Origin of the sequence: Enterobacter cloacae complex sp. ECNIH7, assembly GCF_002208095.1 — a bacterium.
Lineage (GTDB): Bacteria > Pseudomonadota > Gammaproteobacteria > Enterobacterales > Enterobacteriaceae > Enterobacter > Enterobacter cloacae_M.
In genome coordinates this window covers 2845507-2870532 of record NZ_CP017990.1, presented here as the reverse complement: position 1 = coordinate 2870532, position 25026 = coordinate 2845507, and the positions used below count along the sequence as shown (strand labels likewise).

General features: G+C 52.3%; 21 protein-coding genes and 2 pseudogenes. 12 read left to right on the top strand and 11 right to left on the bottom strand.

Going from position 1 to position 25026, the window contains the following annotated elements; genetic code table 11:
* The first annotated feature begins 6 nt into the window (after window positions 1–6).
* On the top strand, window positions 7–1098 hold the full coding sequence (locus WM95_RS14115; protein ID WP_063409223.1) for an alkylhydroperoxidase domain protein: 1092 nt from the start codon (window positions 7–9) through the stop codon (window positions 1096–1098).
* Between the two features lie 6 nt (window positions 1099–1104).
* Here WM95_RS14115 and araJ read toward each other — a convergent pair whose 3' ends face one another.
* Window positions 1105–2280, bottom strand: coding sequence for an MFS transporter AraJ (gene araJ, locus WM95_RS14110; RefSeq protein WP_063409222.1), 1176 nt, complete (start codon window positions 2278–2280; stop codon window positions 1105–1107).
* A gap of 165 nt (window positions 2281–2445) precedes the next feature.
* Here araJ and ppk2 point away from each other — a divergent pair, with 165 nt between their 5' ends.
* Window positions 2446–3264 (top strand): polyphosphate kinase 2, encoded by an 819-nt coding sequence (gene ppk2 / locus WM95_RS14105; protein WP_063409221.1) that lies wholly within the window; start codon window positions 2446–2448, stop codon window positions 3262–3264.
* Window positions 3265–3322: 58 nt separating this feature from the next.
* On the opposite strand, the gene fdnI is transcribed toward ppk2, so the two are convergent.
* Genes fdnI through fdnG form a run of 3 tightly spaced genes read right to left on the bottom strand, consistent with a single transcriptional unit; the run spans window position 3323 to window position 7915 of the window.
* Window positions 3323–3979 (bottom strand): formate dehydrogenase-N subunit gamma, encoded by a 657-nt coding sequence (gene fdnI, locus WM95_RS14100; protein WP_023311936.1) that lies wholly within the window; start codon window positions 3977–3979, stop codon window positions 3323–3325.
* A complete protein-coding gene (fdxH, locus tag WM95_RS14095) occupies window positions 3972–4856 on the bottom strand; it encodes a formate dehydrogenase subunit beta (protein WP_063409220.1) in 885 nt (294 codons plus the stop codon). The genes fdnI and fdxH overlap by 8 nt, the downstream gene beginning before the upstream one ends.
* A gap of 11 nt (window positions 4857–4867) precedes the next feature.
* Window positions 4868–7915: a formate dehydrogenase-N subunit alpha gene (gene fdnG / locus WM95_RS14090; RefSeq protein ID WP_127882353.1), complete on the bottom strand. Its 3048-nt coding sequence runs from the start codon at window positions 7913–7915 to the stop codon at window positions 4868–4870.
* 221 nt (window positions 7916–8136) lie between these two features.
* Between fdnG and yddG the strand changes: the two genes are divergently transcribed.
* Complete coding sequence (yddG, locus tag WM95_RS14080) at window positions 8137–9015, top strand: aromatic amino acid DMT transporter YddG (RefSeq protein WP_063409218.1); 879 nt, start codon at window positions 8137–8139, stop codon at window positions 9013–9015.
* Window positions 9016–9635: 620 nt separating this feature from the next.
* Window positions 9636–9983: pseudogene (locus WM95_RS14075) on the top strand (porin); the annotation flags it as partial.
* 55 nt (window positions 9984–10038) lie between these two features.
* Here the strand turns inward: WM95_RS14075 and WM95_RS14070 are convergent.
* Genes WM95_RS14070 through WM95_RS14060 form a run of 3 tightly spaced genes read right to left on the bottom strand, consistent with a single transcriptional unit; the run spans window position 10039 to window position 13714 of the window.
* Window positions 10039–13119, bottom strand: coding sequence for a Tn3 family transposase (locus WM95_RS14070; RefSeq protein WP_011787830.1), 3081 nt, complete (start codon window positions 13117–13119; stop codon window positions 10039–10041).
* 23 nt (window positions 13120–13142) lie between these two features.
* Entirely contained in the window at window positions 13143–13454 is a 312-nt protein-coding gene (locus tag WM95_RS14065) for a type II toxin-antitoxin system RelE/ParE family toxin (protein ID WP_011918375.1), read from the bottom strand.
* Window positions 13454–13714, bottom strand: coding sequence for a type II toxin-antitoxin system Phd/YefM family antitoxin (locus tag WM95_RS14060; protein WP_011787805.1), 261 nt, complete (start codon window positions 13712–13714; stop codon window positions 13454–13456). Before WM95_RS14060 ends, WM95_RS14065 begins: the two co-directional genes overlap by 1 nt.
* A gap of 169 nt (window positions 13715–13883) precedes the next feature.
* Between WM95_RS14060 and WM95_RS14055 the strand changes: the two genes are divergently transcribed.
* On the top strand, window positions 13884–14504 hold the full coding sequence (locus WM95_RS14055) for a recombinase family protein (RefSeq protein ID WP_011787804.1): 621 nt from the start codon (window positions 13884–13886) through the stop codon (window positions 14502–14504).
* A 117-nt stretch (window positions 14505–14621) separates the two neighbouring features.
* On the opposite strand, the gene WM95_RS14050 is transcribed toward WM95_RS14055, so the two are convergent.
* The 3 genes from WM95_RS14050 to WM95_RS14040 all read right to left on the bottom strand — a co-directional run bounded on the left by WM95_RS14050 (window position 14622) and on the right by WM95_RS14040 (window position 17424).
* Entirely contained in the window at window positions 14622–14954 is a 333-nt protein-coding gene (locus WM95_RS14050) for a TraR/DksA family transcriptional regulator (protein ID WP_011787803.1), read from the bottom strand.
* A gap of 90 nt (window positions 14955–15044) precedes the next feature.
* Window positions 15045–15899, bottom strand: a complete 855-nt coding sequence (locus WM95_RS14045; RefSeq protein ID WP_011787802.1) for a universal stress protein — start codon at window positions 15897–15899, stop codon at window positions 15045–15047.
* A 34-nt stretch (window positions 15900–15933) separates the two neighbouring features.
* A complete protein-coding gene (locus WM95_RS14040) occupies window positions 15934–17424 on the bottom strand; it encodes a SulP family inorganic anion transporter (RefSeq protein ID WP_011787801.1) in 1491 nt (496 codons plus the stop codon).
* 497 nt (window positions 17425–17921) lie between these two features.
* On the opposite strand from WM95_RS14040, the pseudogene WM95_RS14035 reads away from it, so the two are divergent.
* Both WM95_RS14035 and WM95_RS14030 read left to right on the top strand, forming a co-directional pair.
* Window positions 17922–18659 (top strand): annotated as a pseudogene (locus WM95_RS14035) (porin); the annotation flags it as partial.
* Between the two features lie 77 nt (window positions 18660–18736).
* Complete coding sequence (locus WM95_RS14030; RefSeq protein ID WP_063409217.1) at window positions 18737–19177, top strand: GFA family protein; 441 nt, start codon at window positions 18737–18739, stop codon at window positions 19175–19177.
* On the opposite strand, the gene WM95_RS14025 is transcribed toward WM95_RS14030, so the two are convergent.
* Window positions 19167–20111, bottom strand: a complete 945-nt coding sequence (locus tag WM95_RS14025; protein ID WP_045399962.1) for a LysR substrate-binding domain-containing protein — start codon at window positions 20109–20111, stop codon at window positions 19167–19169. The genes WM95_RS14030 and WM95_RS14025 overlap by 11 nt on opposite strands.
* Window positions 20112–20281: 170 nt before the next feature.
* Here WM95_RS14025 and WM95_RS14020 point away from each other — a divergent pair, with 170 nt between their 5' ends.
* From WM95_RS14020 to WM95_RS14000, 5 genes are read left to right on the top strand one after another with little or no spacing between them, the layout of a single operon-like run.
* Window positions 20282–21232 carry a branched-chain amino acid ABC transporter permease gene (locus WM95_RS14020; RefSeq protein WP_063409216.1) on the top strand — a complete coding sequence of 317 codons (951 nt, stop codon included), beginning with the start codon at window positions 20282–20284 and terminating at the stop codon, window positions 21230–21232.
* A gap of 8 nt (window positions 21233–21240) precedes the next feature.
* The gene (locus WM95_RS14015; protein WP_063409215.1) at window positions 21241–22347 is read left to right on the top strand and encodes a branched-chain amino acid ABC transporter permease; all 1107 of its coding nucleotides are present in this window, start codon (window positions 21241–21243) and stop codon (window positions 22345–22347) included.
* Window positions 22344–23111: an ABC transporter ATP-binding protein gene (locus tag WM95_RS14010; protein ID WP_039262838.1), complete on the top strand. Its 768-nt coding sequence runs from the start codon at window positions 22344–22346 to the stop codon at window positions 23109–23111. Before WM95_RS14015 ends, WM95_RS14010 begins: the two co-directional genes overlap by 4 nt.
* A complete protein-coding gene (locus tag WM95_RS14005) occupies window positions 23104–23823 on the top strand; it encodes an ABC transporter ATP-binding protein (protein ID WP_063409214.1) in 720 nt (239 codons plus the stop codon). The genes WM95_RS14010 and WM95_RS14005 overlap by 8 nt, the downstream gene beginning before the upstream one ends.
* A gap of 28 nt (window positions 23824–23851) precedes the next feature.
* Window positions 23852–25009: a branched-chain amino acid ABC transporter substrate-binding protein gene (locus WM95_RS14000; protein ID WP_088544810.1), complete on the top strand. Its 1158-nt coding sequence runs from the start codon at window positions 23852–23854 to the stop codon at window positions 25007–25009.
* Window positions 25010–25026 lie beyond the last annotated feature (17 nt).

The following is a 25026-nucleotide window of genomic DNA, read 5'->3' as shown; positions in this document are numbered from 1 at the left end:
ACACCTATGTCGTTAAGTCAGGACATTCTCGCCGAGCTGGCGGAAATTAAACCCGGTTCCCCTCTGGCAGAGGCGCGCGCCACGCGTGATGCCGCCACGCGCCACGCGCAGGGCAGCTACGAAATTCTCTTTAGCCAGCAGGATGCTGATTTTGCACTGGACGAGCGCTTCGCCGTAGCGGCAAAAGTCGCCAGGTGGCACAGCGCGGAGGCGCTGGCCGCGCACTATGCGGGGTTTGGCCTGGCCGATCCCACCTCAGAACGCCTGACCCCGGCGCTGAACTTCGCGCGCCTGCTGACGTTCTCCCCCGTCGAAGCGACGCCCGCAGCGTTAAAAGCGCTGACCCAGGCGGGATGGAGCAAGGAAGGCATTGTTACCCTGGCGCAGCTTATTGCGTTTGTGAGCTTCCAGAGCCGACTCATCACCGGGCTGCGGCTGCTGAACGACAGGCCCGTCGCCAAAAGCGATGCGCCGGTGGCGGCAGGCGTCTGGCACACGACCGCCACCACGGCCACCGGAAAGGCGGCTCCCGTCGCCTTCACCCAGCAGGAACTGGGCTGGGAGCCGTGGATCGCCGCCAAACCGCTGGCGGATTTTCGTGATGACGAGGTTGCTATACTGGCGAAGTTTGGCCACACCGATTCCGACTATTTCCGCCTGCTGGGGCGCAACCTGCCGGTGCTTGAACAGCGCACGTTAACGGATAAAGGAATTTTTTATACATCGGGGGGATTGCCGCGCGCCGAGCGCGAGCTGGCCGCAACGGTCGCCAGTAAAATCAATGGCTGCATTTACTGCGCATCTGTCCATGCGCGTAAAGCCAGCCAGCTGTCAAAGGATGACGCGGCGGTAGAAGCCCTGCTGGCCGTGAGGCCGGGGCAATCCCTGAGCGAGGGGCAATCTGCGCGCTGGCAGGCGGAAATCGATTTTGCGGCGGCGCTGTCGGTCACGCCCCCTGCCGCCACGCCGCTGCACCTTGCCGCGCTGGAAAAAGAGGGGCTGGATACCTTAGCGCAGCTTGATCTGGTGCAGTCCGCCGCGTTCTTCGCCTGGGCCAACCGCCTGATGCTGACCCTGGGTGAGCCCTGGCTTGCGTGAAGCCTGTCAGGCTAGCGCGCGAGCGTTAGCCTGAGCCCGTCTGGCCCGCAGGTGACCGTAGATCAGCAGTGCGCTCATGGCCGAGAAAGAGAGTATTGCCGCCGGCAGCGTGACGTAACGCCAGCTAAAGCCGAGTACGATCATCATCCCGCCAAAGTACGCCCCAATCGCACTGCCGAGATTAAACGCCATCTGTCCCCCTGCCGCCCCCAGCATCTCACCGTCCTTCGCATTTTGCAGAAGCAGAATTTGTAGCGGCGCAGAGAGCGCGAACAGTCCGGCACAGCAGATAAAGCCCATGACCAGCGAGGCCGTTTTCAGTTCACCAAAGGCGAAAAGCAGCAGCAGCGAGGCGACAATCACCATGTCGGTGGTGGCCGCAATGCGCAGCGGGCTAAAACGCCCCGAGAGCTTACCGCTCAGCAGATTGCCCAACACCATGCCAAGCCCCATCAGCATCATGATGGCCGTCATCATCCCTGCTGAATAACCGGAGACGTTAACCATAAACGGCTTAACGAAGCTGAACCATGCGAACACCCCGGCATTGCCAAACATGGTGGCGGCAAAAATCAGCCAGGGTTCTGGTTTTTTCAGAAAATGGAACTGCTCGGTCAATTTGATTTCTGAAGTGTCGCGGATGTCCGGCACCCAGAGCAGAACCGAGAGGATCACCAGCGCATCGAACACGGCAATCAGAAAAAAGGTATAACGCCAGCTGAACTGATGTCCGAGCCAGGTCCCCAGCGGAACGCCCATCAGGTTGGCCACGGTCATACCGGCGATCATTCCCGCCACCGCGACCGTCACCTTCCCCGGTGGCGCAATTTTAGACAGGATAATCGCCCCGACGCCAAAAATAGCCCCGTGCGGAAAGCCGGAAATCAGCCGCCCCAGCGCCAGCCAGAAATAGGACGTGGAAAACGTGAACAGGGCATTGCCGACAGCGGACATCGCCACCAGAAACAGCAGCGTGGTTTTTAACGAGAACTTGCCGGAGAAGAGCGCCACAATCGGGGCGCCAATTACCACGCCGAACGCATAAAACGAGATCATATTCCCGGCGGAGGGAATCGAAATACCGGTGTCATGTGCCAGCTCGGTTAACACGCCCATAATGCCAAATTCGGCCATTCCCAGGCCAAATGTGCCAAGCGCCAACGAAAAAATTGTCTTTTTCATACTTCAACCACTGGTTAATCACACGCGACGGACATTATTGAATAATCTTGTATGGTGAGCCAGTTCAAATCAGCTGGCTGACAGGTTAATCCATTAATTCAGGTGGATTACACTTCATAGTGCGGCCTCGCTTTTTCCGCACCGGACAACCTGAGGATGACAATCATGGGAAGCAAAAAGAAAACCCCTGTCGCTGTTGATGTCGTAACGAATGCACCGCTTAAGACCAAAGAGTATGAGAAAGAGCTCCGCCGCCTGCACGTCGAACTGGTTAAGCTCCAGCAATGGGTCGTCGCCAAAGGGTTAAAAGTGTGTATTGTTTTTGAAGGACGCGACGGTGCCGGCAAAGGCGGCACCATTAAAGCGATCACCGAGCGCGTCAGCCCGCGCGTGTTTCGCGTTGTTGCGCTCCCTGCTCCGACTGAAAAGGAAAAAAGCCAGCTTTACTTCCAGCGCTATGTGCCCCACCTGCCTTCGGCGGGTGAAATCGTGATCTTCGATCGCAGCTGGTATAACCGCGCGGGCGTGGAGCGAGTGATGGGGTTCTGCACGGAGGAACAGGCGGAGAAATTTTTAGACGGCGCGCCGGTTATGGAAAAAGCGATGGTCGATGCCGGGATTATCTTCCTGAAGTACTGGCTGGAGGTGACGCCGAAAGAGCAGGAGCGACGCCTGCGCGACCGTATTAACGATGGGCGTAAGATCTGGAAGCTGTCGCCGATGGATATTAAATCCTTTAACCTGTGGGACGAGTACACCCGCGCCCGCGACGCCATGTTTGAAGCCACCGATACCGCCTGGGCGCCGTGGTTTGTGGCGCGTTCAGAGGATAAAAAACGCGTGCGACTGAACATTATTTCGCATTTGCTTTCGCAGATCCCGTATAAAGAAATACATGTTGAGAAAGTGGATTTACCGAAACGCAAAATCGGCAAAGTCAAACCCACAAAATATCCGTTCCGGTATGTGGAGGAGCGGTTCTGATTTGAAGAGTAGGCCAGCGCAAGCGCAGCGCCGCCGGGCAAAGCCGACGGCGCAGGTCTTACTTCATTCCTTCCGTACTTTCCTGTTTCGCTTCCAGTCGCTCCACATCACGATACCAGCGCGGGTGGTGTTTCTGCGCCCAGCGGCGGCTCACCTTCCCTTCAATCATCCCTTTAATCGATCCTTTTACCCAGAACGCCATATACATATGGATCAGGATGGCGTGGATAAGAATGATGGCCGACGTGGCGTGGATCAGCAGCGCGTAGCGAATCACCTGAATCGGGAAATAGTGCGCAAAATACGGACGCCAGATAATCACGCCGGTCACCAGCAGCACAAAAATCATGCTCATGATGGTCCAGAACATCATCTTCTGTCCGGCGTTGTATTTCCCCACCTTCGCGACCTTATGTTCGTTGCCCTTCAGGACTTCGACGATCCCTTTCAGCCACGGGATATCCTGCTTGTCCGGGATGTTATGGTGGACAAAGCGCACGAACATAAACATCAGCACCACGAAAATCAGCACGCCGAAGAACGGATGCAGAATGCGCCCCATCTGCGGCGTGCCGAAGGTTTCGGTCAGCCACTGCAGCGTCGGGAAGAAGAACGAAATCCCCGACACCGCCACCAGGAAGAAGCAGATCACCACCGTCCAGTGACAGGCGCGGTCGACAAACTTCGTGCGCACTATCATTTTCGATTTACTCATGATGATCCTCCTCGTCGTCATCCACCTCTTTGTTTGGCCCGATACCGATGTAGTGATAAATCAGCCCGGCAAAGGTGGCGATAAAGCCCGCCGCCGAAAGCGGCTTAAGCGCACCTTTCCAGAGGTTGATGGAGGTATCGATCGCCGGATCCTTCGGCAGGTTGTGGTACAGCTCCGGCTGGTCGTTATGGTGCAGCACATACATCACGTGCGTACCGCCCACGCCCTGCGGGTTATAAATGCCCGCATGCTCGTAGCCGCGCGCTTTCAGCTTGTCCACGCGCGCCTGCGCCACGTCCAGCATCTCTTTTTTGGTGCCGAAGTGGATAGCCCCGGTCGGACAGGTTTTCACACAGGCAGGCTCCTGCCCGACGCTGACGCGGTCAACGCACAGGGTGCATTTGTATACCCGGTTATCCTCTTTATTGAGGCGCGGGATATTAAACGGGCAGCCCGCGATGCAGTACCCGCAGCCGATGCAGTTGTCCTGCTGGAAGTCGACAATCCCGTTGGCGTACTGAATAATCGCGCCGGCAGACGGGCACGCCTTCAGGCAGCCCGGATCTTCACAGTGCATGCAGCCGTCTTTACGGATGAGCCATTCCAGCCTGCCGTTCTGCTCGGTTTCGCTAAAGCGCATTACCGTCCAGGATTTGGCGCTCAGATCCGCCGGATTGTCGTAGACCCCCACGCAGTGCCCCACCTCGTCGCGGATATCGTTCCACTCCGAGCAGGCCACCTGGCAGGCCTTACAGCCTACGCAGGAGGAGACGTCGATAAGCTTAGCGACCTCTGCCTTGTAGTCCCGCGCGCGGGGCGCGGGGGTAATCGGGTTGGTCGCGGAGCGTTTGATAATGTCTTGTGTTTCCATCGCCATTTAATCGCTCCTTACGCTTTCTCGATGTTGACCAGAAACGCCTTGTACTCCGGCGTTTGCGAGTTGGAATCGCCGACGTTTGGCGTCAGGGTGTTGGCGATGTAGCCTTTCTGCGCCACGCCCTCAAAGCCCCAGTGCAGCGGGATCCCGACGGTTTCCACCTGCTGGCCGTGCACGTTCAGGCTTTGGAGACGACGCGTCACCACCGCCACCGCGCGAATAAAGCCGCGCTTGCTGCTCACCTTCACGCGGTCGCCGTTGGTGATGCCTTTCGCCTTCGCCAGCGTCTCGCTGATCTCCACAAACTGTTCCGGCTGCGCGATAGCGTTAAGCCGCGCGTGCTTGGTCCAGGTGTGGAAATGCTCGGTCAGGCGGTAGGTCGTCCCCACGTACGGGAACTTGTCCTTTTTACCCAGCCGCAGCACGTCCTCTTCGTAGATGCGCACCACCGGGCTGGAGATGACGTTTGGATGCAGCGGGTTGGTGCCGAGCGGCGTTTCCATCGGCTCGTAGTGTTCCGGGAACGGCCCTTCCGCCAGCTTGTTGAGGGCAAACAGGCGTCCCAGCCCTTCCGGCTGCATGATGAACGGCCCGGTGTTGCTGCCCGGCTGGGCGGTGTTGTAGTCCGGGATATCGTTCCCCGTCCACTTCGCCCCGTTCCACTGGATCAGCATGCGTTTGGGATCCCACGGCCTGCCGTTTACGTCTGCAGACGCGCGGTTGTAAAGCACGCGACGGTTCAGCGGCCACGCCCATGCCCAGCCCAGCGTATTGCCCAGCCCGGACGGGTCGGCGTTATCGCGGTTGGCCATCTGGTTACCCTGCTCCGTCCAGCTGCCGGTATAGATCCAGCAGGACGACGCCGTCGTGCCGTCGTCGCGCAGCAGCGCGAAGCTGTTCAGCAGCTGGCCTTTCTTCGCCACCAGGTTGCCGCTGGCGTCATAGAGATCCGCCAGCGCCACGCCGTTGTTCTCCTTCGCGACTTCCTCTGACTCAGGACGATCCGGCTGCTTGTAGTGCCAGCCCATTTTCAGCAGCGGCTCAGCGCCTTTGCCGCCTTCGGTGCGGTACATCTCGCGCAGGCGGTGGTAAATCCCGGCGAGGATCTCACCGTCATTACGCGCTTCGCCCGGCGCATCCTGACCTTTCCAGTGCCACTGCAGCCAGCGGCCGGAGTTTGCGATGGAACCGTCCTCTTCCGCAAAGCAGGTGGACGGCAGGCGGAACACTTCGGTCTGAATCGACGCCGGATCGACATCGTTCGATTCCCCGTGGTTCTGCCAGAAGGTGGACGTTTCGGTCACCAGCGGATCGATAACCACCATGTACTTCAGCTTGCTCAGGCTGCGAACGACTTTGTTCTTGTCCGGGAAGGAGGCCACCGGGTTAAAGCCCTGGCAGATATACCCCGTGACGCTGCCCTTATCCATCATGTTGAAGTACTTGATGACGTCGTAGGCCTGGTCCCACTTCGGCAGCCACTCAAAGCCCCAGTCGTTCTCCTTCTGCGCCGCGTCGCCGTAGAAGGATTTCATCAGGCTGACGTAGAACTTCGGATAGTTGCTCCAGTAGTTCACCTGGTCCGGCAGCGTCGCTTTCGGCGTATTGGCCTCAAGATACGTTTGCAGATCCGCCTGCTTTTCAGACGGCAGCGTCAGGTAGCCCGGCAGGCTGGTTGACAGCAGGCCAAGGTCGGTGAGCCCCTGAATATTTGAGTGACCGCGCAGCGCGTTCACGCCGCCTCCCGCCATCCCCATGTTGCCGAGCAGCAGCTGGATCATCGCCATGGTGCGGATGTTCTGCGCGCCGACGGTGTGCTGCGTCCAGCCCAGCGCGTAGAGGAATGTTGTGGTTCTGTCGGCGGCGCTGGTGGAGGCCAGCACTTCACACACCTTCAGGAAGTCCGCTTTCGGCGTGCCGCAGATGTTTTCCACCACCTCCGGCGTATAGCGGGAAACGTGCTGCTTCAGCAGGTTCCATACGCAGCGCGGGTGCGTCAGGGTTTCATCACGCAGCGCGTAGCCGTTTTCATCGAACTGATAGTTCCAGGACGTTTTATCGTACTGGCGTTTTTCGGCGTCATAGCCGCTAAACAGCCCGTCATCAAAGGCAAAATCATCCCGCACCAGCAGGTTCGCGTTGGTGTAGTGCTTAACGTATTCCGCGTTAATTTTATTATTTTCGATCAGGTACAGCAGCACGCCGGACAGGAACGTAATGTCCGTACCGGAACGGATTGGCGCATAGATATCGGCCACCGATGCCGTGCGCGTAAAGCGCGGATCGACGACGATAAGCGTCGCATCGTTGTTGTTTTTCGCCTCCATCGCCCAGCGGAACCCCACCGGATGGGCTTCCGCGGCGTTTCCGCCCATCACCACCACGACGTTAGCGTTTTTGATATCAACCCAGTGGTTGGTCATCGCACCGCGACCAAATGTTGGAGCAAGACTTGCTACCGTTGGTCCGTGTCAGACGCGCGCCTGGTTGTCTACCGCCAGCATGCCGAGAGAGCGCACAAATTTTTGCGTCAGCATGCCGGTTTCATTACTCGCCGCCGAGGCGCACAGCATGCCGGTGGATAACCAGCGGTTAACCGTTACGCCCTGGGCGTTCTTTTCAATAAAGTTAGCGTCGCGGTCGGCTTTCATTAATTTGGCAATACGGGAGAAGGCCTCATCCCAGGAGATACGCTGCCATTTATCAGAACCCGGTGCGCGGTATTCCGGGTAGCGCAGGCGGTTTTCGCTGTGTACATAGTCCAGCAGCCCCGCCCCTTTCGGGCAAAGTGCGCCGCGGCTTACCGGATGATCCGGATCCCCTTCAATATGGTAAATCGCTTCTCTGGCGTTCTTCGCGCCATCGCCCAGGCTATACATTAAAAGCCCACAACCTACGGAGCAGTATGTGCAGGTGTTACGGATCTCTTTTGCGCGCAGCAGCTTATAGTTGCGTGCCTGAGCCAGCGCCATTTTGGGAGCAAATCCCAGCATGGCTGCCGTTGTTCCGGCCATACCGCCCGCGCAGATTTTGAAAAATTGTCTGCGGCTGACGTCCATTGTTGTCCTCGTTATCTGAAAAGACTTCGCGCCGCAAACTAACAGCAAAGCCCCTAATTTTTTTGCGTCAAATCAAGGTCATCTGCCTTCCCCCCCTTAATAGTCACCCCCGGAACCTTTAAATACTCCTTTTTGATTAACGGTTTAAGAGAATAATTGGCGACAGCGTCAGGATGAATGCGATACATTTTTCCTTTGATTGTTATTACAATGGCGAAGTAATGGACAGAAAAAGAGCAACGCTTATTGGGCTGGCGGCAATACTGTTATGGAGCACCATGGTCGGCCTTATTCGCAGCGTGAGTGAGGGACTGGGCCCGGTAGGCGGTGCGGCGATGATTTACACCCTCAGCGGATTACTGTGTCTGGTGACGGTAGGATTTCCTGATATCAGGCGGTTTTCACCCCGCTATCTTATTGCCGGCAGCGTTTTATTTGTCAGCTACGAAATATGCCTGGCGCTGTCGCTGGGCTATGCCGCAACGCGATCGCAGGCGATTGAAGTGGGCATGGTCAATTACCTTTGGCCAAGCCTGACCATTGTGTTTGCCATCTTGTTCAACGGGCAGAAATCGACCCTGTTGGTGATCCCCGGCTTAGCCGTCTCATTGCTGGGCGTCTGCTGGGTATTGGGCGGTGAACAGGGTTTACATCTTGATGAAATAACCCGCAATATCGTTTCCAGCCCGCTGAGCTACGCGCTGGCGTTTGCCGGGGCATTTATCTGGGCCGCCTACTGCACGGTCACCAGCAAATTTGCGAAAGGACAAAACGGCATCACGCTGTTTGTTTTGCTGACCGCGCTGAGCCTGTGGGTGAAATATTTCCTGAGCGATCAGCCTGAGATGGTGTTTACGCTTCCGGTGATAGTGAAACTCGTCATGTGCGGTATTGCGCTTGGGTTTGGTTACGCCGCATGGAATATTGGCATCCTTCACGGTAACGTCACGGTACTCGCTGCCGTATCCTATTTTACCCCTGTCCTCTCCGCCGCGCTTGCCGCCGCAGTGCTGAGTTCGCCCCTCTCATTCTCGTTCTGGCAAGGCGCGCTGATGGTCTGCGCCGGGTCGTTGCTCTGCTGGTACGCAACAAGACAATAATGTCGGTTTTGCTGTCGAGAAATATTTATCCCGACAGCAAATAATTAACATAAATTTAATATGTGAGCGCACGCCAAAATATTCATATGAACAGTAGAGCACGTGTTTAGATTCTGTTTATATTCCACCTCCTTTCGTAAATTCCGGCCCTCCCGCATTGACATAAATTGACACCGGCGGGTGATTAATACTGTCCAAATACTCACAGGATTAATAGCACAAAGTGCAATAGTATGTTTCTGTTTATTTCATCCTTCAGAACGGAAATTCCGTGCATTAAAGCTATAAAACAAGGCATTACGGCTATAAAGACCATTCGCCCCTCAAAAATGAACGGAAATACCGATAATTACCACTTTTTATAAAACCATAAAGAAACTATATCCACAGCAATCAACCCGGCAATTAATTGATTAAATGCTAATCATTTGACGCTATTTCATCGTCATTTACCCGATCTCGATCACACTAAATGAAATTATTGCTAATAATTTGAAACTTATTATTGAAATAGGACTACAAGATTTTTAAAAATAGCATGCCATTGACGATCGGCCTCGTTTAGAAATCGTTCAAAGTGGCTCAGGAAATACCAAAGAAAATTATAAGGAACATTTAAGATGAAACTTAAATTAGTTGCAGTGGCAGTGACTTCCATGTTGGCAGCAGGCGTTGTAAACGCGGCTGAAATTTATAACAAAGACGGTAACAAGCTGGATCTGTACGGTAAAGTAACAGGTCTGCACTATTTCTCTGATGATACTGATAACGACGGCGATAAAACTTACGTTCGTCTGGGCTTCAAAGGCGAAACCCAGATCAACGATCAGCTTTCCGGTTACGGCCAGTGGGAATATGAGTTCAAAGGCAACCGTTCTGAATCACAGGGCTCTGACGGCAACAAAACCCGTCTGGCCTTCGCGGGTCTGAAATTCAACGAATTCGGTTCATTCGACTACGGTCGTAACTAGGCTAAATTTGCCCAACGCGCCAAAAATGTAAAGTTAGCTTTAAATTCTAAAATCACTCACTTGAATTCTCGTTCTCAATCAGCGCTTGCTTCCAATATTCTGGTTCAGCATATCGAGCAACCAATGCATCGATATCTATTTTTGAGGTTGATGGACTAAACTCAAAATTGCCATACATATTGATGTGCTGCCATGCAACGGGCGAAATACTGTGAAGCTGAGCCAGTGCATTTTGATCTCCTACTGTTTGCTTCTGTTCATAGACACGAGATAGCAGCACTGTGTTGTAGTAAATGACCGCGTTGGTGATGAGCCGAGAGCATTCATTCCATATTTGCTGCTCCTCTTCTGTTTTTACTCTGAATTTTCCACCGTTAACAAATGCAACTGCTCGTCTAAGACGATGATAGGCTTCGCCACGATTTAATGCTTTTTGTACACATTGACGTAAGCCAACATCGTCGACAAAGTCGAGAATGTATAGCGTTCGGCATATGTTTTCCAACTCCCATAATGCTTTCTTGGTCTGATTCTGACGCGAATAGCTCGAGAGTTTGCGAACAATCGTGGCTTGAGTAACATCTTTTTGAGCTAGCGATGCCATGATCCGTTGAATATTGGGCCATTCACGTTCAATCAATTCATCGTTGGTTTTTCGGGCAGGCTTTATTAGCCAGTCACCACACTCATTGGGATGTTGTGAGCCGACTAACGTATCCATTTTCTTATGCAAATCACGATAACGAGGTGCAAAATGATATCCAAATGCATGCAAAATCCAAAAATTAACCTGATTGGTGCCATGGGTGTCAGTGGAATGCCGTTCTGGCTTTATATCAGAGGTATTGTTATGCAATAAATCGAAAACGTAATGGCTTTCATGTTCGTGAGTCCCAATAATCTTTGCATTTATAGGAACATGATTTGCAACCAACGTGTAGGCGCTGACACCTTTCTGTAAACCAAAATACTTGGGAGAATATCGAGCGTTAAGGGTGTTAATTTGCGTTTCTATCCGCTGACCATCGCTACTTGAATGAAGTGTGTCCTGAATATCATAGAGATGAAATGCGGGTAGCTGGCTGGTCGCATTACTAATCGCATCATTAGCCGCTCGTAATGTCTCCAAGCGTAGATAATTTCTTGATGTCCCCGCCATTGATGCTGAGCTAAGGCCTGAAACCTCAGCCATTTTTGCTAACCCCATGTTTGTTCCCATCGCAACAATACAGGCGAAAATTTCACGGGGATCAGCTTCATGCTTTACATAACGATCTAATACATGGGTAAATGCATTTAAAAATCCAGTATTACCCGCAACAAACCACAGTAGATCCGCAATACCAATTCCTGGTAACTGGCTGTAAAAATCGCTATTAACGGATTCATCACTGCTCGGATAAAGCAGCTTCCAACGACGCTTTTCGGCAGCCCCAATTACTTTAATATGTTTGTTGACCCCATCAGAAATATGTTGGTTAATCGCACTATAACGTGCTGCTAGCATAGTATGAAATACAGCCAGAGTATCTTGGATAGGGGCCAATAAAATGGGTGCACCAATATCTTGCAATACTCGTTCTTTATCCTGCCATCTAAGATCGCTTATTAAGTCATCTTCAAAGCGGCGAAATTCATTACTATGTTTAACGTACACATCACCCGCTTCCAGTGAGTTGCGTAGTAGGCGATAGACCAAAAACTCATAGCGATCTACATCAAGCGTTTTAAATGTTTTGCCCTCTTTACTAAACAAATATCGGCGTAAACCTTTAGGAATAATCTCAGTCGGAAATGAATTAGGGTCAGTTTGCCTTGGTGATTTTTCTGTGCGCAATAAGTTTTGTAAAAACGCGATAGCTTCAAGCAAAGGAGAGTCTTCTACACGTCCGGCAAAATCCAGATCAGTAAAAAGTTGCCTTAAGTTACGTTTGAATGTGGCGGATAATTTTGTGTAATGTGACCATTCAAATGCCGTTTTGTCGAAAGCAATATTGCGTAAGTAATCAGCAACTAATGGGAATCTCTCTTGTTCAAGCAATGCATAGGCTTTTTCTTTAATAATGGAAAAAGGTGTGTCATCGGTGATGGTGTCATCCGTAAACAGGCTCAATACATGACCCGCAGCCTGTAAATTTTTCGCTGCATTGGTAACCGCATTATTCATTGCTTCTTCAGCGGCACGCTTGGCCTGTTTCTCGTATTGATCGACCCAATGGAGCAATGCTTCAATTAAGTTGTCATTAATTTGCTGAAACCGATGAAAAGCAAAAAACAGCAGATATAACTGTGCAGTCTCTTTTTTCATGCGTTGAAGTTTATAAGTGGTATAAAACTTAACCATAGAAGCATAATACTTGCCGCTTTCATTGGAGATCCCCGCTGTTATGAGGAACTGCTTGGCAAACTCATGTAGAGGCTGGAAAAACTGCCGCCGTGCGACTTCATGTCGCAATTCTTTATAACTGAAATCTTTAGCTTCATGTTTTAATGCGCTGACGCGAAATACTCCTGACTCAGCCCGAAGCAAAGCCGCTAATTGCTGATCGATAAGTGAAGTCATGCAAGTGCTAAGTAATCGAGCAATACGGGTGCGTTCATAAGCCACCACTCTACCAATCATCTCTTGCATATACCGATAACTGGGCATGACAATACGGTGTAATGCTAAGTATTGGGTTAATTCACGAAAGATAAAGATAGGTTGTGTCGATAACATCGCAACCCGCTGTGCTTTATCTTCCAAATCAACTTTTACCTCATTATCACATTGTTTATACTGGAATAAATCAAGAATTGCTCGTTGTTGTTCAGCCCTAATCGGTCTTGAGGGACTTTTCAGTCTTGAAAGCGTTTTGGTGGGAAAGTACAGCGCGGCAATGTAATCCAAGTCATTTAGTACTGACGATTCTTGTTCATAACTGAAAAACTGCCGTTTGGCTTTGAAATAGCCCAGTTGCAATACTAAATGGGCTGCCACAGAAAACGTTCGGGTATTGTCGAATAGCTCGCGCTCTTTAGCACTTAAGTCAAAATATAATCGACGATCATCATCTGAGAAATGAGGTAATCCAAACAGTTCATCTATTTCATCAGTTGACAAAATAGATAGCCGCCGAACATCATTTTTCATGGTGCCCTCCCTATTTCACTACATCAAATAATTTCCCGCTCCGCGAGATGTGCAAGTGGAACCATACTTTTATGTAAGATCCCAAATACAACGAATTGATGCTCATGTTGGATGTAATAGATGACATGACTTGAATAAGGGAAGCTAAACACATTCATGCGTACCTCGGGTCTATTTTTCCCAAGGGTGGGTGTTTCAGCCAGCAGTTGAATCGTTTGTCTAAGTCCTGATAAATAGGTCTTCGACTGAGTCGTTCCCCATTGGGCTAACGTAAAGCGGTGAATACCTATCAGATCAGATTGTGCATCGGGCGTTAAATGATAAGTTACCGGCATTAGTCATACTGCCCTGCGGCCAGCTCATCAAAAAAGGTATTACCATCAACCAAATTGCCCATTTTGATGTCAGTTATGGCTTTCACCGCTTTGGATTGAAGCAAATGTAATTTTAGTGTCTCGATACTTTGGTATGCATCAGCTGAAATAACAACGGCCACAGGCTTGCCATTTTTATTAATTTGGATTGGAGCTTGTTGAGCTTTGAGCAACAAATCTCCAAAGTGAATTTTTGCTTCATTGGCTGAAAGAGTGTTCATTTATCACCTTTAAACGAATCGTTCGATTCGCTCAATTTACACCAGTTGGGCGATAAAAGTCAAAAATGCACCCTATCAAAATGTATACTATTTGATAGCTCTGGTTATTACCTATCAAAACTACTATCATAAGTGCATTATCAAAACCTTTAAAGAGATATGGTGATTTATGTCCAAAGTTGGTTATGCTCGAGTGAGTTCCACGGGTCAAAGCTTAGAAGTGCAACTGGGCAAGTTACATCGAGCTGAGTGCAATAAGATATATCAAGAAAAACGCAGTGGGAGGACGGCTGAACGGTCTGAATTTCAATCTTGCATGAGTTATTTACGTGAAGGGGATACCCTAGTGGTAACCCGACTCGATCGTCTTGCTCGCTCAGTCGTCCACTTAGCCCAGATTGCTTCGCGTTTTCAAAGTGAAGGTATTGATTTGCTCGTTATCGATCAGAACATTGATACGAGCACTTCGACTGGGAGACTCATGTTCAATATGTTGGCTGCTATTGCTGAGTTTGAAAATGACTTGCGGACAGAGAGGCAAGCTGAAGGTATCGCAAAAGCACATGAAAATGGAGTTAAATTTGGTAGGCCTGTAAAACTTACGGACACCTTAAAACAAGCAATTTATGATAAAAGAGCTGAGGGGGCCACTATTGGTCAGCTTGCCAAGGAGTATCACCTTGGAGAAGCTTCTATTTATCGGGCAATAAATTCAGTTAAGCAATCAATTGTTTCCCCCTACTCGATAGATGTTAAAGAGCTGCGAGATTATGGAAAATATAAAACGTGATTGATACTGACTATTGTATGTATTGACGTTTAAAATTAGCCTTACTGTATTAACGTAACATCAATAGGTATGATAAATTTTCCTTATCTAAAGAGCCTTAGCCTAACATTAATATTTCTACGAACAGTTAATGCAGCGAGTCACGGTAGGATCAAACATAAGCCGATTCAAATCGATATCTTCACCACAGACAAAACAGCTGCCATATTCATCGCTATTTATGCGCAATAATGCACCTTCAATAACTTGTAACTGATGCTGCTTGCGTCTCGCAGTTTCTAATTCCATTTGCTGTCCTTGCAATGCATCTATACGTGAAAGACGTCCGAGTCGTGATTGGTCAAGTTCGACAACTTGCACATCACTCGTTTGTGCTGCAATCTGCGCTAACAAACTTTCCAGCATTTGCTGTAACTGTAAATGCAGTTGTTGCTTTAGCTGCTCGTTCATTTCACCTCCAAACTTAAGCGTCAGAACCTATCTCTATTACTATGCACTAACCAGCGTCTTGGATACTGATTAGTGCAATATCAATAGCTGTTAGCGCAATAATAATAATGGGATATGGCTTTTACTGATCATCTTTGTGGTATTGCTTCCCACAAAAAACTCTCTTATCCGCGAATGGCCGTAGGCCCCCATCACCATAAGATCGATGTGATGCTCAAGTTGATAGATCTCAAGAGCCGTTTGAACTTCTCCCTGACAAACAGCGGTAACCACATTGAAATTCGCCGCCATCAGAGATTCGGTCACCAACGCCAGTTCTGCTGTCGCCTGTGATTGAGCATCAGACACCATCACCAAATGACATTCAAGCCCTTTTAAGAGTGGACTTGTTAGCACTTGATTAAGGGCTTTTTTCGCAGTAATGCTGCCATCGTAGGCAATCATAAATCGTTTCGGTGCTTCAAACTCTGTCATCACCACTAAAATAGGCTGCTTAACTGTGCGAATGACGTTTTCTAGATGGCTGCCAATCGCCTGCGCTTGATCTTGATGTTGCTCCCCTTGACGCCCCATCACCACCAATCTGGCATGGGATTCTTGCTCTAACAGGGTTTCGACTAAATCGCCGTGACGCTGCAAGGTTTTAACCACGACTGCAGGTTGTGCCTCCACGATGCGCGTTTGCGCATCTTGCAACATATACTTACCCTGCTCGAGTGCCAGCTTGCCCCGGCGCGCTTCGAGCTCAACCATTTCATTGAGCAAGTGCTCCCGTGTACCTAGGCCAATATTTCCCGACAGATCTGACTCTATCGGATAGGCTGACTTATCCAATACATGTAATAGGATTACAGGGGCATTCAGTTGAAAGGCGGCCCAGCCACTGGCATCACATACAGCGGATGTCACATTTGAACCGTCAATACAAGCAATCACATTTGTCATCGTTTTATTCCTTTGTTGTTGTGTTGCTAATGGCTTAGTGACCAGACATCATTTTTTCAACTTCTTCTGGCTTATCGTGTACCCCAAATTTATCGACTATGGTGGCACTGGCTTCGTTAAGGCCAATCAACTCAACCTCAGTCCCCTCGCGGCGGAATTTAATCACTACCTTGTCGAGGGCCGATACCGCGGTAATATCCCAAAAATGTGCTTGAGATAAGTCGATAGTCACTTTATCAACCACTTCCCTAAAATCGAATGAATTACTGAACTTATCTGATGAAGCAAAAAAGACTTGTCCAATAACCTGATAATGGCGACCAGTGTCAGCAGCAGTCGTTGTACTCTTAACCACCATAAAACGTCCCACTTTATTAGCAAAAAATAGGGACGCGAGTAATACACCTACAAATACCCCAATTGCTAAGTTATGGGTAGCGACCACGACCACAACCGTCGCCACCATCACAAGGTTGGTTGACATAGGATGATGCTTAAGATTACGGATTGAATCCCAAGAGAATGTACCGATAGCCACCATGATCATCACGGCAACCAGTGCCGCCATAGGAATAAGCTTTAACCACTCTCCTAAAAACACCACCATCACAAGTAAAAAAACGCCTGCAGCGAAGGATGATAAACGTCCGCGACCACCCGATTTAACGTTGATGATCGACTGACCAATCATAGCGCAACCAGCCATACCGCCCATTAAACCCGCGCCGATATTGGCAATACCTTGGCCCTTACACTCGCGATTCTTATCGCTTTGGGTATCGGTTAAGTCATCAACTATGGTGGCGGTCATCATAGATTCCAGCAAGCCCACCACGGCAAGGCCGGCCGAGTAAGGGAAGATGATCATCAGAGTTTCAAGGGTCAAGGGCACTTCAGGCCAGAGGAAAATAGGTAAAGTATCAGGCAGTTGTCCCATGTCGCCGACAGTACGAATATCTAACCCCATATAAACCGCAAAAAGCGTTAATCCGACAATACACACGAGAGGCGAAGGTACGGATTTACCAATCACAGGGATGAGTGGGAATAGGTAAATGATACCGAGGCCAGCTACCGTCATCGCATATACGTGCCAAGTCACATTGGTCAGTTCGGGCAACTGGGCCATAAAGATCAGAATCGCCAGTGCATTCACAAAACCCGTCACCACAGAGCGGGAGACGAAACGCATCAAGCTACCGAGTTTTAAGTAACCCGCAGCAATTTGCAGCACACCGGTTAATAAGGTCGCCGCGAGTAAATACTCAAGGCCATGTTCCTTTACTAAGGTCACCATTAACAGTGCCATCGCGCCTGTTGCGGCAGAGATCATGCCAGGACGGCCACCAGTAAAGGCAATAACCACAGCGATACAGAATGAAGCATATAGGCCGACCTTAGGATCGACACCTGCAATAATAGAAAAGGCAATTGCCTCAGGGATTAACGCCAGCGCTACCACAATACCGGCTAACAGATCTCCGCGTATATTGGAGAACCACTCTTTTTTCATGGTTTGAATCATGTTACTCACTCTGATTAAAATTAAATCAATAACAAAAGCTAACGCTAGCCATATACACAGATGTGCAAAGACAAGAGCTTTTTCGTCAACGTGACGAATCAATATTAGATTTATGGAGGTACAACAAAAGCTACCGAAGGGTAGATACTACGAACGGATCTGAGCGATCCAAAATGAAGGGGGTTAAACTAATGCGGCTTAAAGCTCATTACAGAAATTATCCTTACAACAGGTAAAATGAGTAAAATTTTGATTTTTAGCTATATACAGAAACACAATATAGAGTTAGGTAAGGATACCGTTCAGGTCGTTGAAAGTCAAAGGACCAAAATCAGATTAACTATGATCCGGTAAGCTGTAACGACTTAAATTCAGTGTTAATGAGCGTAACCAGATAAATTCCACATTAAAAACAAAAAAAACAGTGGCTTAATTTAGCTCAAGAGCTTAGTTATAAAGCTAACTTTACATTTTCGGCGCGTTGGGCAAATTTAGCCAACTACGGTGTTGCTTACGACATCGGCGCGTGGACTGACGTTCTGCCAGAGTTCGGTGGTGATACCTGGACTCAGACCGATGGCTTTATGACTGGCCGTACGACTGGCGTTGCAACCTACCGTAACACCGACTTCTTCGGTCTGGTTGACGGTCTGAACGTTGCCGCTCAGTACCAGGGTAAAAACGACCGTAACGACATCACCGAAGCGAACGGTGACGGCTGGGGTCTGTCTTCTACCTATGAAATGGACGGTTTCGGTGTCGGTGCAACCTACGCGAAATCTGACCGTACTGACCGTCAGGTTGCTGCAGGTCGCGTCGCTAACACCGTTAATGCTGGCGGTGAGAACGCAGAAGTATGGGCTGCTGGCCTGAAATACGATGCGAACAACATCTATCTGGCAACCACCTACTCTGAAACCCGCAACATGACCAACTTCGGTGACGGTTATATCGCGAACAAAGCTCAGAACTTCGAAGTTGTTGCTCAGTACCAGTTCGACTTTGGCCTGCGTCCATCCATCGCTTACCTGAAATCCAAAGGTAAAGACCTGGGTTCATACGGCGACCAGGATCTGGTTGAATACGTTGACGTTGGCGCGAGCTACTACTTCAACAAAAACATGTCTACCTATGTTGATTACAAAATCAACCTGGTTGACGACAACAGCTTCACCAAAGCAACTGGCGTTGCTACCGACAACATCGTAGCTGTAGGCCTGACCTACCAGTTCTAAGATTTGTCACGATAAAAGGCCAGCCCATGCGGCTGGCTTTTTTTATACGGATTTCTGGCGTCAACAAGGAGTACGCCATGCACATATTCAAAGGACGCTGCTTGTGCGGAATGAGTCAGTTCAGCGTGAGCCTCAATAATTTTGACGTATACGCATGTCACTGCACCCAATGCCAGAAGTGGTCGGGCGGCATTGCCATGTATCTTGAGCCGCAGGGCGAACCGCTTCTTAAGCAAGACTCTATCGCCCCTTCTCATTTCGCGTCATCGGCGCGCGGTGAACGCTGGTTCTGTCCCGGCTGCGGCTGCCCGCTGTGGTTCAAACTGACCTCCACGTCGCGCTATTTCATTCCCTGGACGCTGCTTGAGATGGGCGAAGATGAGCGACGCCGGCTGGTGCTCGCCGCGGAAATCTACACCGAAACCCAGCCCGCTTTTTTTGGCCTGACCGGGCAATACGCGCGCTACAGCGGTTCGGAAATTGAAGCGCTGGATAAGCAGTGCCTGCTTACGCCGTAAGCGGTTCAACGCCTGCAGCCCGACGAAGCCAGTTTTGCAGCAGCTTACCGTCCTCGGTCATCTCTGAATCGGCACGCGTGCAAAGATAATAGTCGCGCCCGTCGTCAATGGGTAAGTCAAATATCTTAACCAGCTCGCCGCTCTCAAGATAAGGCGCGATCAGCGGCTCGCGCATCAGCGCGCAGCCCAGCCCGGCCTGTACGCCCGCCAGCGTCAACAGTCCGTCTTCAAACAAAGGGCCGCTGCGCCGCAGAGACCGTTTTACCCCCTGCAACTGAAACCACTGCGGCCAGCTGGTGCGCTCCTCATCATGCAGCAGTGGCATTTGCAGCAGTTGCTCAGGCGTGTCGATATGGCCATGAATGCGCAAAAACGCGCGGCTGCACACCGGCACCATCTGTCCGGAAATCAGCTTTTCGCTCTGATAGCCCGCCCACTGGCCGTTACCAAAACGAATCGACATATCCGACGCATCGCTCAGATAGTTACGATGGTTGGCATACACAACGTTGATCTCGGTCTGCGGGTTCGCACGCATAAAATCAGGCAGACGCGGGATAAACCACCCCATGCCAAAAAGCGGGATCAGGCTGATGGTGACCTGACGCGTTTGCGCCTGCTCGGCCAGATGCTCCGTTGCCTGGCGCAGCACGTTAAACGCCGCACGGATCGAGCGGTAATATTCACGTCCGTGCTGGCTCAGCACCAGCCTGCGCCCCTGACGTTCCGTCAGCGGCATTTGCAGATACCCTTCGAGGACCTTGAGCTGATGACTGACCGCCGACGGTGAGATATCCAGTTCCTGCGCGGCCAGCGTGACGCTGCCCAGCCGGGCGATGGCCTCAAAGGCCCGGACGGCCCGAAGCGGCGGGTCGTTTGCCAGACGGCTGTCTGCATACGCAGACAAAGCTGACGATTGTTCTGTTTTATTCATATGTTGATTTCTTTAGGCTTTTCACCTGCAAATAAGATTGAATTATATTTATATAAATCATAAAGATAATGCAATGCCGGTTTATCATAAGAAATAATATATGTGTATTTTACAATTTAATTCATTTATCGGATGGTAGCCGCAGAAAAAAGACTTTGCGGGAACAGACGTTGGATACACTCATACAACAACTGATCAACGGTGTGATGCTGGGCAGCATTTATGCGCTGATCGCGCTGGGCTATACCATGGTGTATGGCATCTTGCGCATTATTAACTTTGCTCACGGCGATATTCTGATGGTCGGTGCGCTCACCACCCTTTCCTCCATTAACGCCCTGAACGCCACTTTCCCTCACATGCCGCTGCTGTTACAGCTTGGCGTTGCCCTGGCGGTTGCCATGGCCGTTTGCGCCCTGCTGGCAATGGCCGTGGAGCGCTTTGCCTATCGTCGACTGCGCAACGCCCCGCGCCTGGCGCCGCTTATCTCCGGCATCGGCGTTTCGGTCCTGCTGCAAACCGTGGCGATGATCATCTGGACGCGCAACCCGCTGATGTTCCCGCAGATCCTGCCCATGGAACCGATCGCCGTGACGTCAGGAAGCGAACTGCATCCCCCCGCCATTGTGACCGTCACCGGCATTGTTACCGTGGCGCTGGCGCTTGCGGTGATGACCGGGCTATGGCTGCTGGTGGAATACACCCGCCTGGGCCGCGGCATGCGCGCCGTGGCGGAAAACCCGCGCGTTGCCACGCTGATGGGGGTTAACCCAAACGCCATTATTACCCTGACGTTTGCGATTGGCGGGGCGTTTGCCGCGCTGGCAGGCGTGATGATGGCCAGCAACTACGGCAACGCCAGCTTCTCGATGGGCTTTTTGCCCGGGATCAAAGCCTTTACCGCCGCCGTGCTGGGGGGCATCGGTAACATTCGTGGCGCCATGATCGGCGGGATACTGCTCGGCATTATCGAAGCGCTGGGCGCAGGTTACCTGGGTGAACTGACCCACGGCGTCTTCGGCAGCAACTATCAGGACGTCTTTGCCTTCATGGTTCTGATTCTGGTGCTGGTCTTCCGTCCGGCAGGCCTGCTGGGCGAGCGCGTAGCGCACAGGGCGTGAGGGAAACAATGACAACGCTTCAACTACAAACCCCGGCGGCGACGCGCAAATTCTGGTCAGGCATGGTCCTGTTCTGCCTCGCGCTGCTGGTTGCTCCCGTGGTGGCCACGCAGCTTGGCGGCAACTACTGGGTGCGAGTTATCGACTTCGCCCTGCTCTACATCATGCTGGCGCTGGGGCTCAATATTGTGGTGGGCTACACCGGCCTGCTGGATATGGGGTTTATCGCCTTTTACGCGGTCGGCGCCTACCTCGCGGCACTGATGGCCTCGCCGCACCTGCTGGAGGTGTTTCCGATCCTCAACGTCTGGTTCCCGGACGGGCTGCACACCTCATATCTGCTGATTATTCCGCTGGCGGCGCTCGTCGCTGCGGTCTGCGGCATTTTACTGGGCGCTCCCACGCTGAAGCTGCGCGGGGACTACCTGGCGATAGTGACCCTCGGCTTTGGCGAAATCATCCGCATCCTGATGCGCAACCTCGACCGTCCGGTGAACATCACCAACGGTGCGAAGGGCATTACCGGGGTGGATACGCTGAATCTGTTCGGCCTGAAGTTTAGCGGCGTATACCACTGGTTAGGTTTCAAAGTGCCCGCCCTGTGGCTGTGGTACTACCTGCTGATGCTGGTGATTGTGGCGATTATTTTTGTCTGCCTGCGCCTGCAGCATTCCCGTATTGGTCGCGCCTGGCACGCCATCCGTGAAGATGAGGATGTGGCCCGCGCGATGGGCATCAACGTGCGTAACTATAAGCTGCTGGCCTTTGCGATGGGCGCCTCTTTTGGCGGCGTGGCGGGTGCCCTGTTCGGCGCGTTTCAGGGCTTTGTCTCCCCGGAATCCTTCACGTTACAGGAATCCATTGCCGTGCTGGCGATGGTGGTGCTGGGCGGGATGGGACACATTCCGGGCGTGATCCTCGGTGCGGTACTGCTTACCGCCCTGCCGGAACTGCTGCGCAGTCAGGCAGCTCCGGTTCAGCAGGCGCTGTTCGGTACGGTACTGATTGACCCGGAAGTGCTGCGTCAGCTGTTCTACGGCCTGGCGCTGGTGCTGGTCATGCTGGTGCGTCCTGCCGGGATCTGGCCGGTACGCCACAAGGAGGTGAATACATGAGTCTGTTAACCGTACGCAATATGTCCAAACGCTTCGGCGGGCTTACCGCCGTGGATGACGTTTCGATCGCCGTGAACAAGGGCGAGATCTACGGCCTGATTGGTCCTAACGGGGCGGGAAAAACCACCTGTTTTAACCTGATCACCGGGCTTTATCCGGCGGACAGCGGTGAATTCTCAATTGCCGACAAGCCCTATTTCCCAAAGCACATTGAGAAAGTCACCGCCGCCGGGATCGCACGCACGTTTCAGAACGTCAGGCTGTTTAACGACATGTCGGTGCTGGAAAACGTGATGGTGGGCCGCCACGTGCGCACCCGCAACGGCCTGTGGGCCGCGCTGAGCCGTCACAAACGCGCTCGCGAAGAGGAGAAACAGACTCGGGAGCTGGCCTGGCACTGGCTGGAGTACACCGGCATTGCGAAGTTCGCCCACTACCGCGCCTGCGATCTGGCCTATGGTCATCAGCGCCGTCTGGAGATTGCCCGCGCGCTGGCAACAGATCCGCTGCTGCTGGCGCTGGACGAACCCGCCGCCGGGATGAACGCGGCGGAAAAAGTGGCGCTCGGCGAGCTGCTTATCCGACTGCGCGATGACGGCAAAACCCTGCTGATGATTGAACATGACGTCAAGCTGGTGATGGGCATCTGCGATCGCCTGACGGTGCTTGATTACGGCAAAACGCTCGCCAGCGGCACGCCGGAGAGCGTGCGTCGAGACCCGGCAGTGATCGCCGCCTGGCTTGGAGGCAACGCCCATGTCTGAATTACTGAAGGTGGAACGTGTGGACGTGCATTACGGCGGCATTCAGGCCGTACGCGATGTCTCCTTTACCCTGCGCGAGGGCGAACAGGCTACGCTGATCGGCGCGAACGGCGCGGGGAAAAGCTCCACCGTGCGCGCCATTACCGGGCTGGAAAACTTTAGCGGCAGTATTGAATTCCGCGGTAAAGACGTCCGCAGACACAGGCCCGAGGCGCTACTGCGCGACGGACTGGTGATGGTCCCGGAGGGCCGCGGGATCTTCTCCCGAATGACGGTGCTGGAAAACCTGCAGATGGGCGCCTGGCTCAGGCGTGACACTGTCACCGTTAATCGCGAAATGAACGAGATCTTCGAGCGCTTCCCGCGCCTGGGCGAGCGCCAGCATCAGCTCGCTGGCCTGCTTTCCGGCGGAGAACAACAGCTGCTGGCCCTTAACCGCGCCCTGCTCAGCCGCCCGCGCCTGCTGATCCTCGACGAACCCTCGATGGGCCTTGCCCCGAAGATGGTCGAGAACATTTTTGCCGTCATTGCCGGCCTGCGCGAGCGCGGCGTTGCCCTGCTGCTTATCGAACAAAACGCCCGTCTCGCGCTAGAAGTCACCGACAGCGCGTGGGTGATGGACAGCGGCAGCATCGTCCATCACGGCGAATCGAAAGCGCTGCTTGATGACGATCGGATTGCACAGATTTATTTGGGTGAAATGCCTGTTTAACAACACCAGCCAACATCAGGGAAAAACAATGAAAACAGTAAAAATCAGTGCGCTCAGCGCCGCTATCCTCCTCGGCAGTTTTGCCTCGACGGCCGCGTGGGCAGTCGACGGTGAAACCGTGGTTATCGGTCTGGCAGGCCCGCTCACCGGCCCGTCCGCCCGTATCGGTAAGGATCTGGAGAACGGCGCGCAGCTGGCCATTGACGACATTAACAAGCAGCACCCGACCATCGGCGGCAAAGCGGTGACCTTCAAACTGCAGTCCGAAGACGATCAGTCCGACCCGCGCACCGCCGTGGCCGTGGCGCAGCGTCTGGTGGATAGCGGCGTGGCGGGTGTTGTCGGCCACTGGAACACCGGTACCAGCATTCCTGCCGCACGTATCTATCACGATGCGGGCATCGCGCAGGTGGCACCGGTCGCGACCGGTCACGCCTATACCAAACAGGGTTTTGATACCAGCTTCCGCGTGATGGGCCACGACGACGACGGCGGTCAGCTAGCCGGTCAGTACGCGGTTAATACGCTGAAAGCCAAACGCATTGCGGTGATCGACGACCGTACCGCCTTTGGTCAGGGACTGGCGGACCAGTTTATTAAATCGCTTGAAGCGCAGGGCGTGAAGGTTGTCGATCGTCAGTACGTTGATGACAAAACGGTGGACTTCAGCGCCGTGCTGACCGCCATCCGCAGTAAAAACGCCGATCTGATCTTCTTCGGCGGCGTCGACAGCCAGGCAGCGCCGCTGGCTCGTCGTATCAAACAGCTGGGCATGAACGCTACGCTGATGGGCGCAGGCGGATTTGTCAGCCAGACGTTCCTGCAGCTGGCCCAGAAAGAAGGCGAAGGCGTGGTCGCGCTGGAGCCGGGTCTGCCCGTTGACCAGATGCCGGGTGGAAAGGCATTCGAACAGGCCTATCAGGCCCGCTACCACACCCATATCGAACTGCACGCCCCGTTCGCCTATGACGCCACCCGCGTGCTGGTTGCGGCGATGGAAAAAGCAGACTCCGTTGAGCCGTCCGACTATCTGCCCGCCCTGCACGCCATCAGCTACTCCGGCGTCACCGGACAGATCGCGTTTGATAAAGAAGGTAACCTGAAATCGCCGTCCTTCACCGTTTACAAAGTTGTCGACGGCAAATGGCAGCCGCAAACCGTGCTGGGTGGCGCAAAAGCGAAGTAACGCAGCGAGGGCAATGT

Bases quoted from the DNA above. Each gene is read 5' to 3' on its own strand.
- WM95_RS14000 (WP_088544810.1), top strand. From the start codon at position 23,852: ATGAAAACAGTAAAAATCAGTGCGCTCAGCGCCGCTATCCTCCTCGGC.
- yddG (WP_063409218.1), top strand. From the start codon at position 8,137: ATGGACAGAAAAAGAGCAACGCTTATTGGGCTGGCGGCAATACTGTTA.
- WM95_RS14040 (WP_011787801.1), bottom strand. From the start codon at position 17,424: ATGATTCAAACCATGAAAAAAGAGTGGTTCTCCAATATACGCGGAGAT.
- WM95_RS14115 (WP_063409223.1), top strand. From the start codon at position 7: ATGTCGTTAAGTCAGGACATTCTCGCCGAGCTGGCGGAAATTAAACCC.
- fdxH (WP_063409220.1), bottom strand. From the start codon at position 4,856: ATGGCGATGGAAACACAAGACATTATCAAACGCTCCGCGACCAACCCG.
- WM95_RS14030 (WP_063409217.1), top strand. From the start codon at position 18,737: ATGCACATATTCAAAGGACGCTGCTTGTGCGGAATGAGTCAGTTCAGC.
- WM95_RS14025 (WP_045399962.1), bottom strand. From the start codon at position 20,111: ATGAATAAAACAGAACAATCGTCAGCTTTGTCTGCGTATGCAGACAGC.
- WM95_RS14055 (WP_011787804.1), top strand. From the start codon at position 13,884: ATGTCCAAAGTTGGTTATGCTCGAGTGAGTTCCACGGGTCAAAGCTTA.
- WM95_RS14010 (WP_039262838.1), top strand. From the start codon at position 22,344: ATGAGTCTGTTAACCGTACGCAATATGTCCAAACGCTTCGGCGGGCTT.
- fdnI (WP_023311936.1), bottom strand. From the start codon at position 3,979: ATGAGTAAATCGAAAATGATAGTGCGCACGAAGTTTGTCGACCGCGCC.
- WM95_RS14005 (WP_063409214.1), top strand. From the start codon at position 23,104: ATGTCTGAATTACTGAAGGTGGAACGTGTGGACGTGCATTACGGCGGC.
- WM95_RS14070 (WP_011787830.1), bottom strand. From the start codon at position 13,119: ATGAAAAATGATGTTCGGCGGCTATCTATTTTGTCAACTGATGAAATA.
- ppk2 (WP_063409221.1), top strand. From the start codon at position 2,446: ATGGGAAGCAAAAAGAAAACCCCTGTCGCTGTTGATGTCGTAACGAAT.
- WM95_RS14050 (WP_011787803.1), bottom strand. From the start codon at position 14,954: ATGAACGAGCAGCTAAAGCAACAACTGCATTTACAGTTACAGCAAATG.
- WM95_RS14065 (WP_011918375.1), bottom strand. From the start codon at position 13,454: ATGCCGGTAACTTATCATTTAACGCCCGATGCACAATCTGATCTGATA.
- WM95_RS14015 (WP_063409215.1), top strand. From the start codon at position 21,241: ATGACAACGCTTCAACTACAAACCCCGGCGGCGACGCGCAAATTCTGG.
- WM95_RS14060 (WP_011787805.1), bottom strand. From the start codon at position 13,714: ATGAACACTCTTTCAGCCAATGAAGCAAAAATTCACTTTGGAGATTTG.
- WM95_RS14045 (WP_011787802.1), bottom strand. From the start codon at position 15,899: ATGACAAATGTGATTGCTTGTATTGACGGTTCAAATGTGACATCCGCT.
- araJ (WP_063409222.1), bottom strand. From the start codon at position 2,280: ATGAAAAAGACAATTTTTTCGTTGGCGCTTGGCACATTTGGCCTGGGA.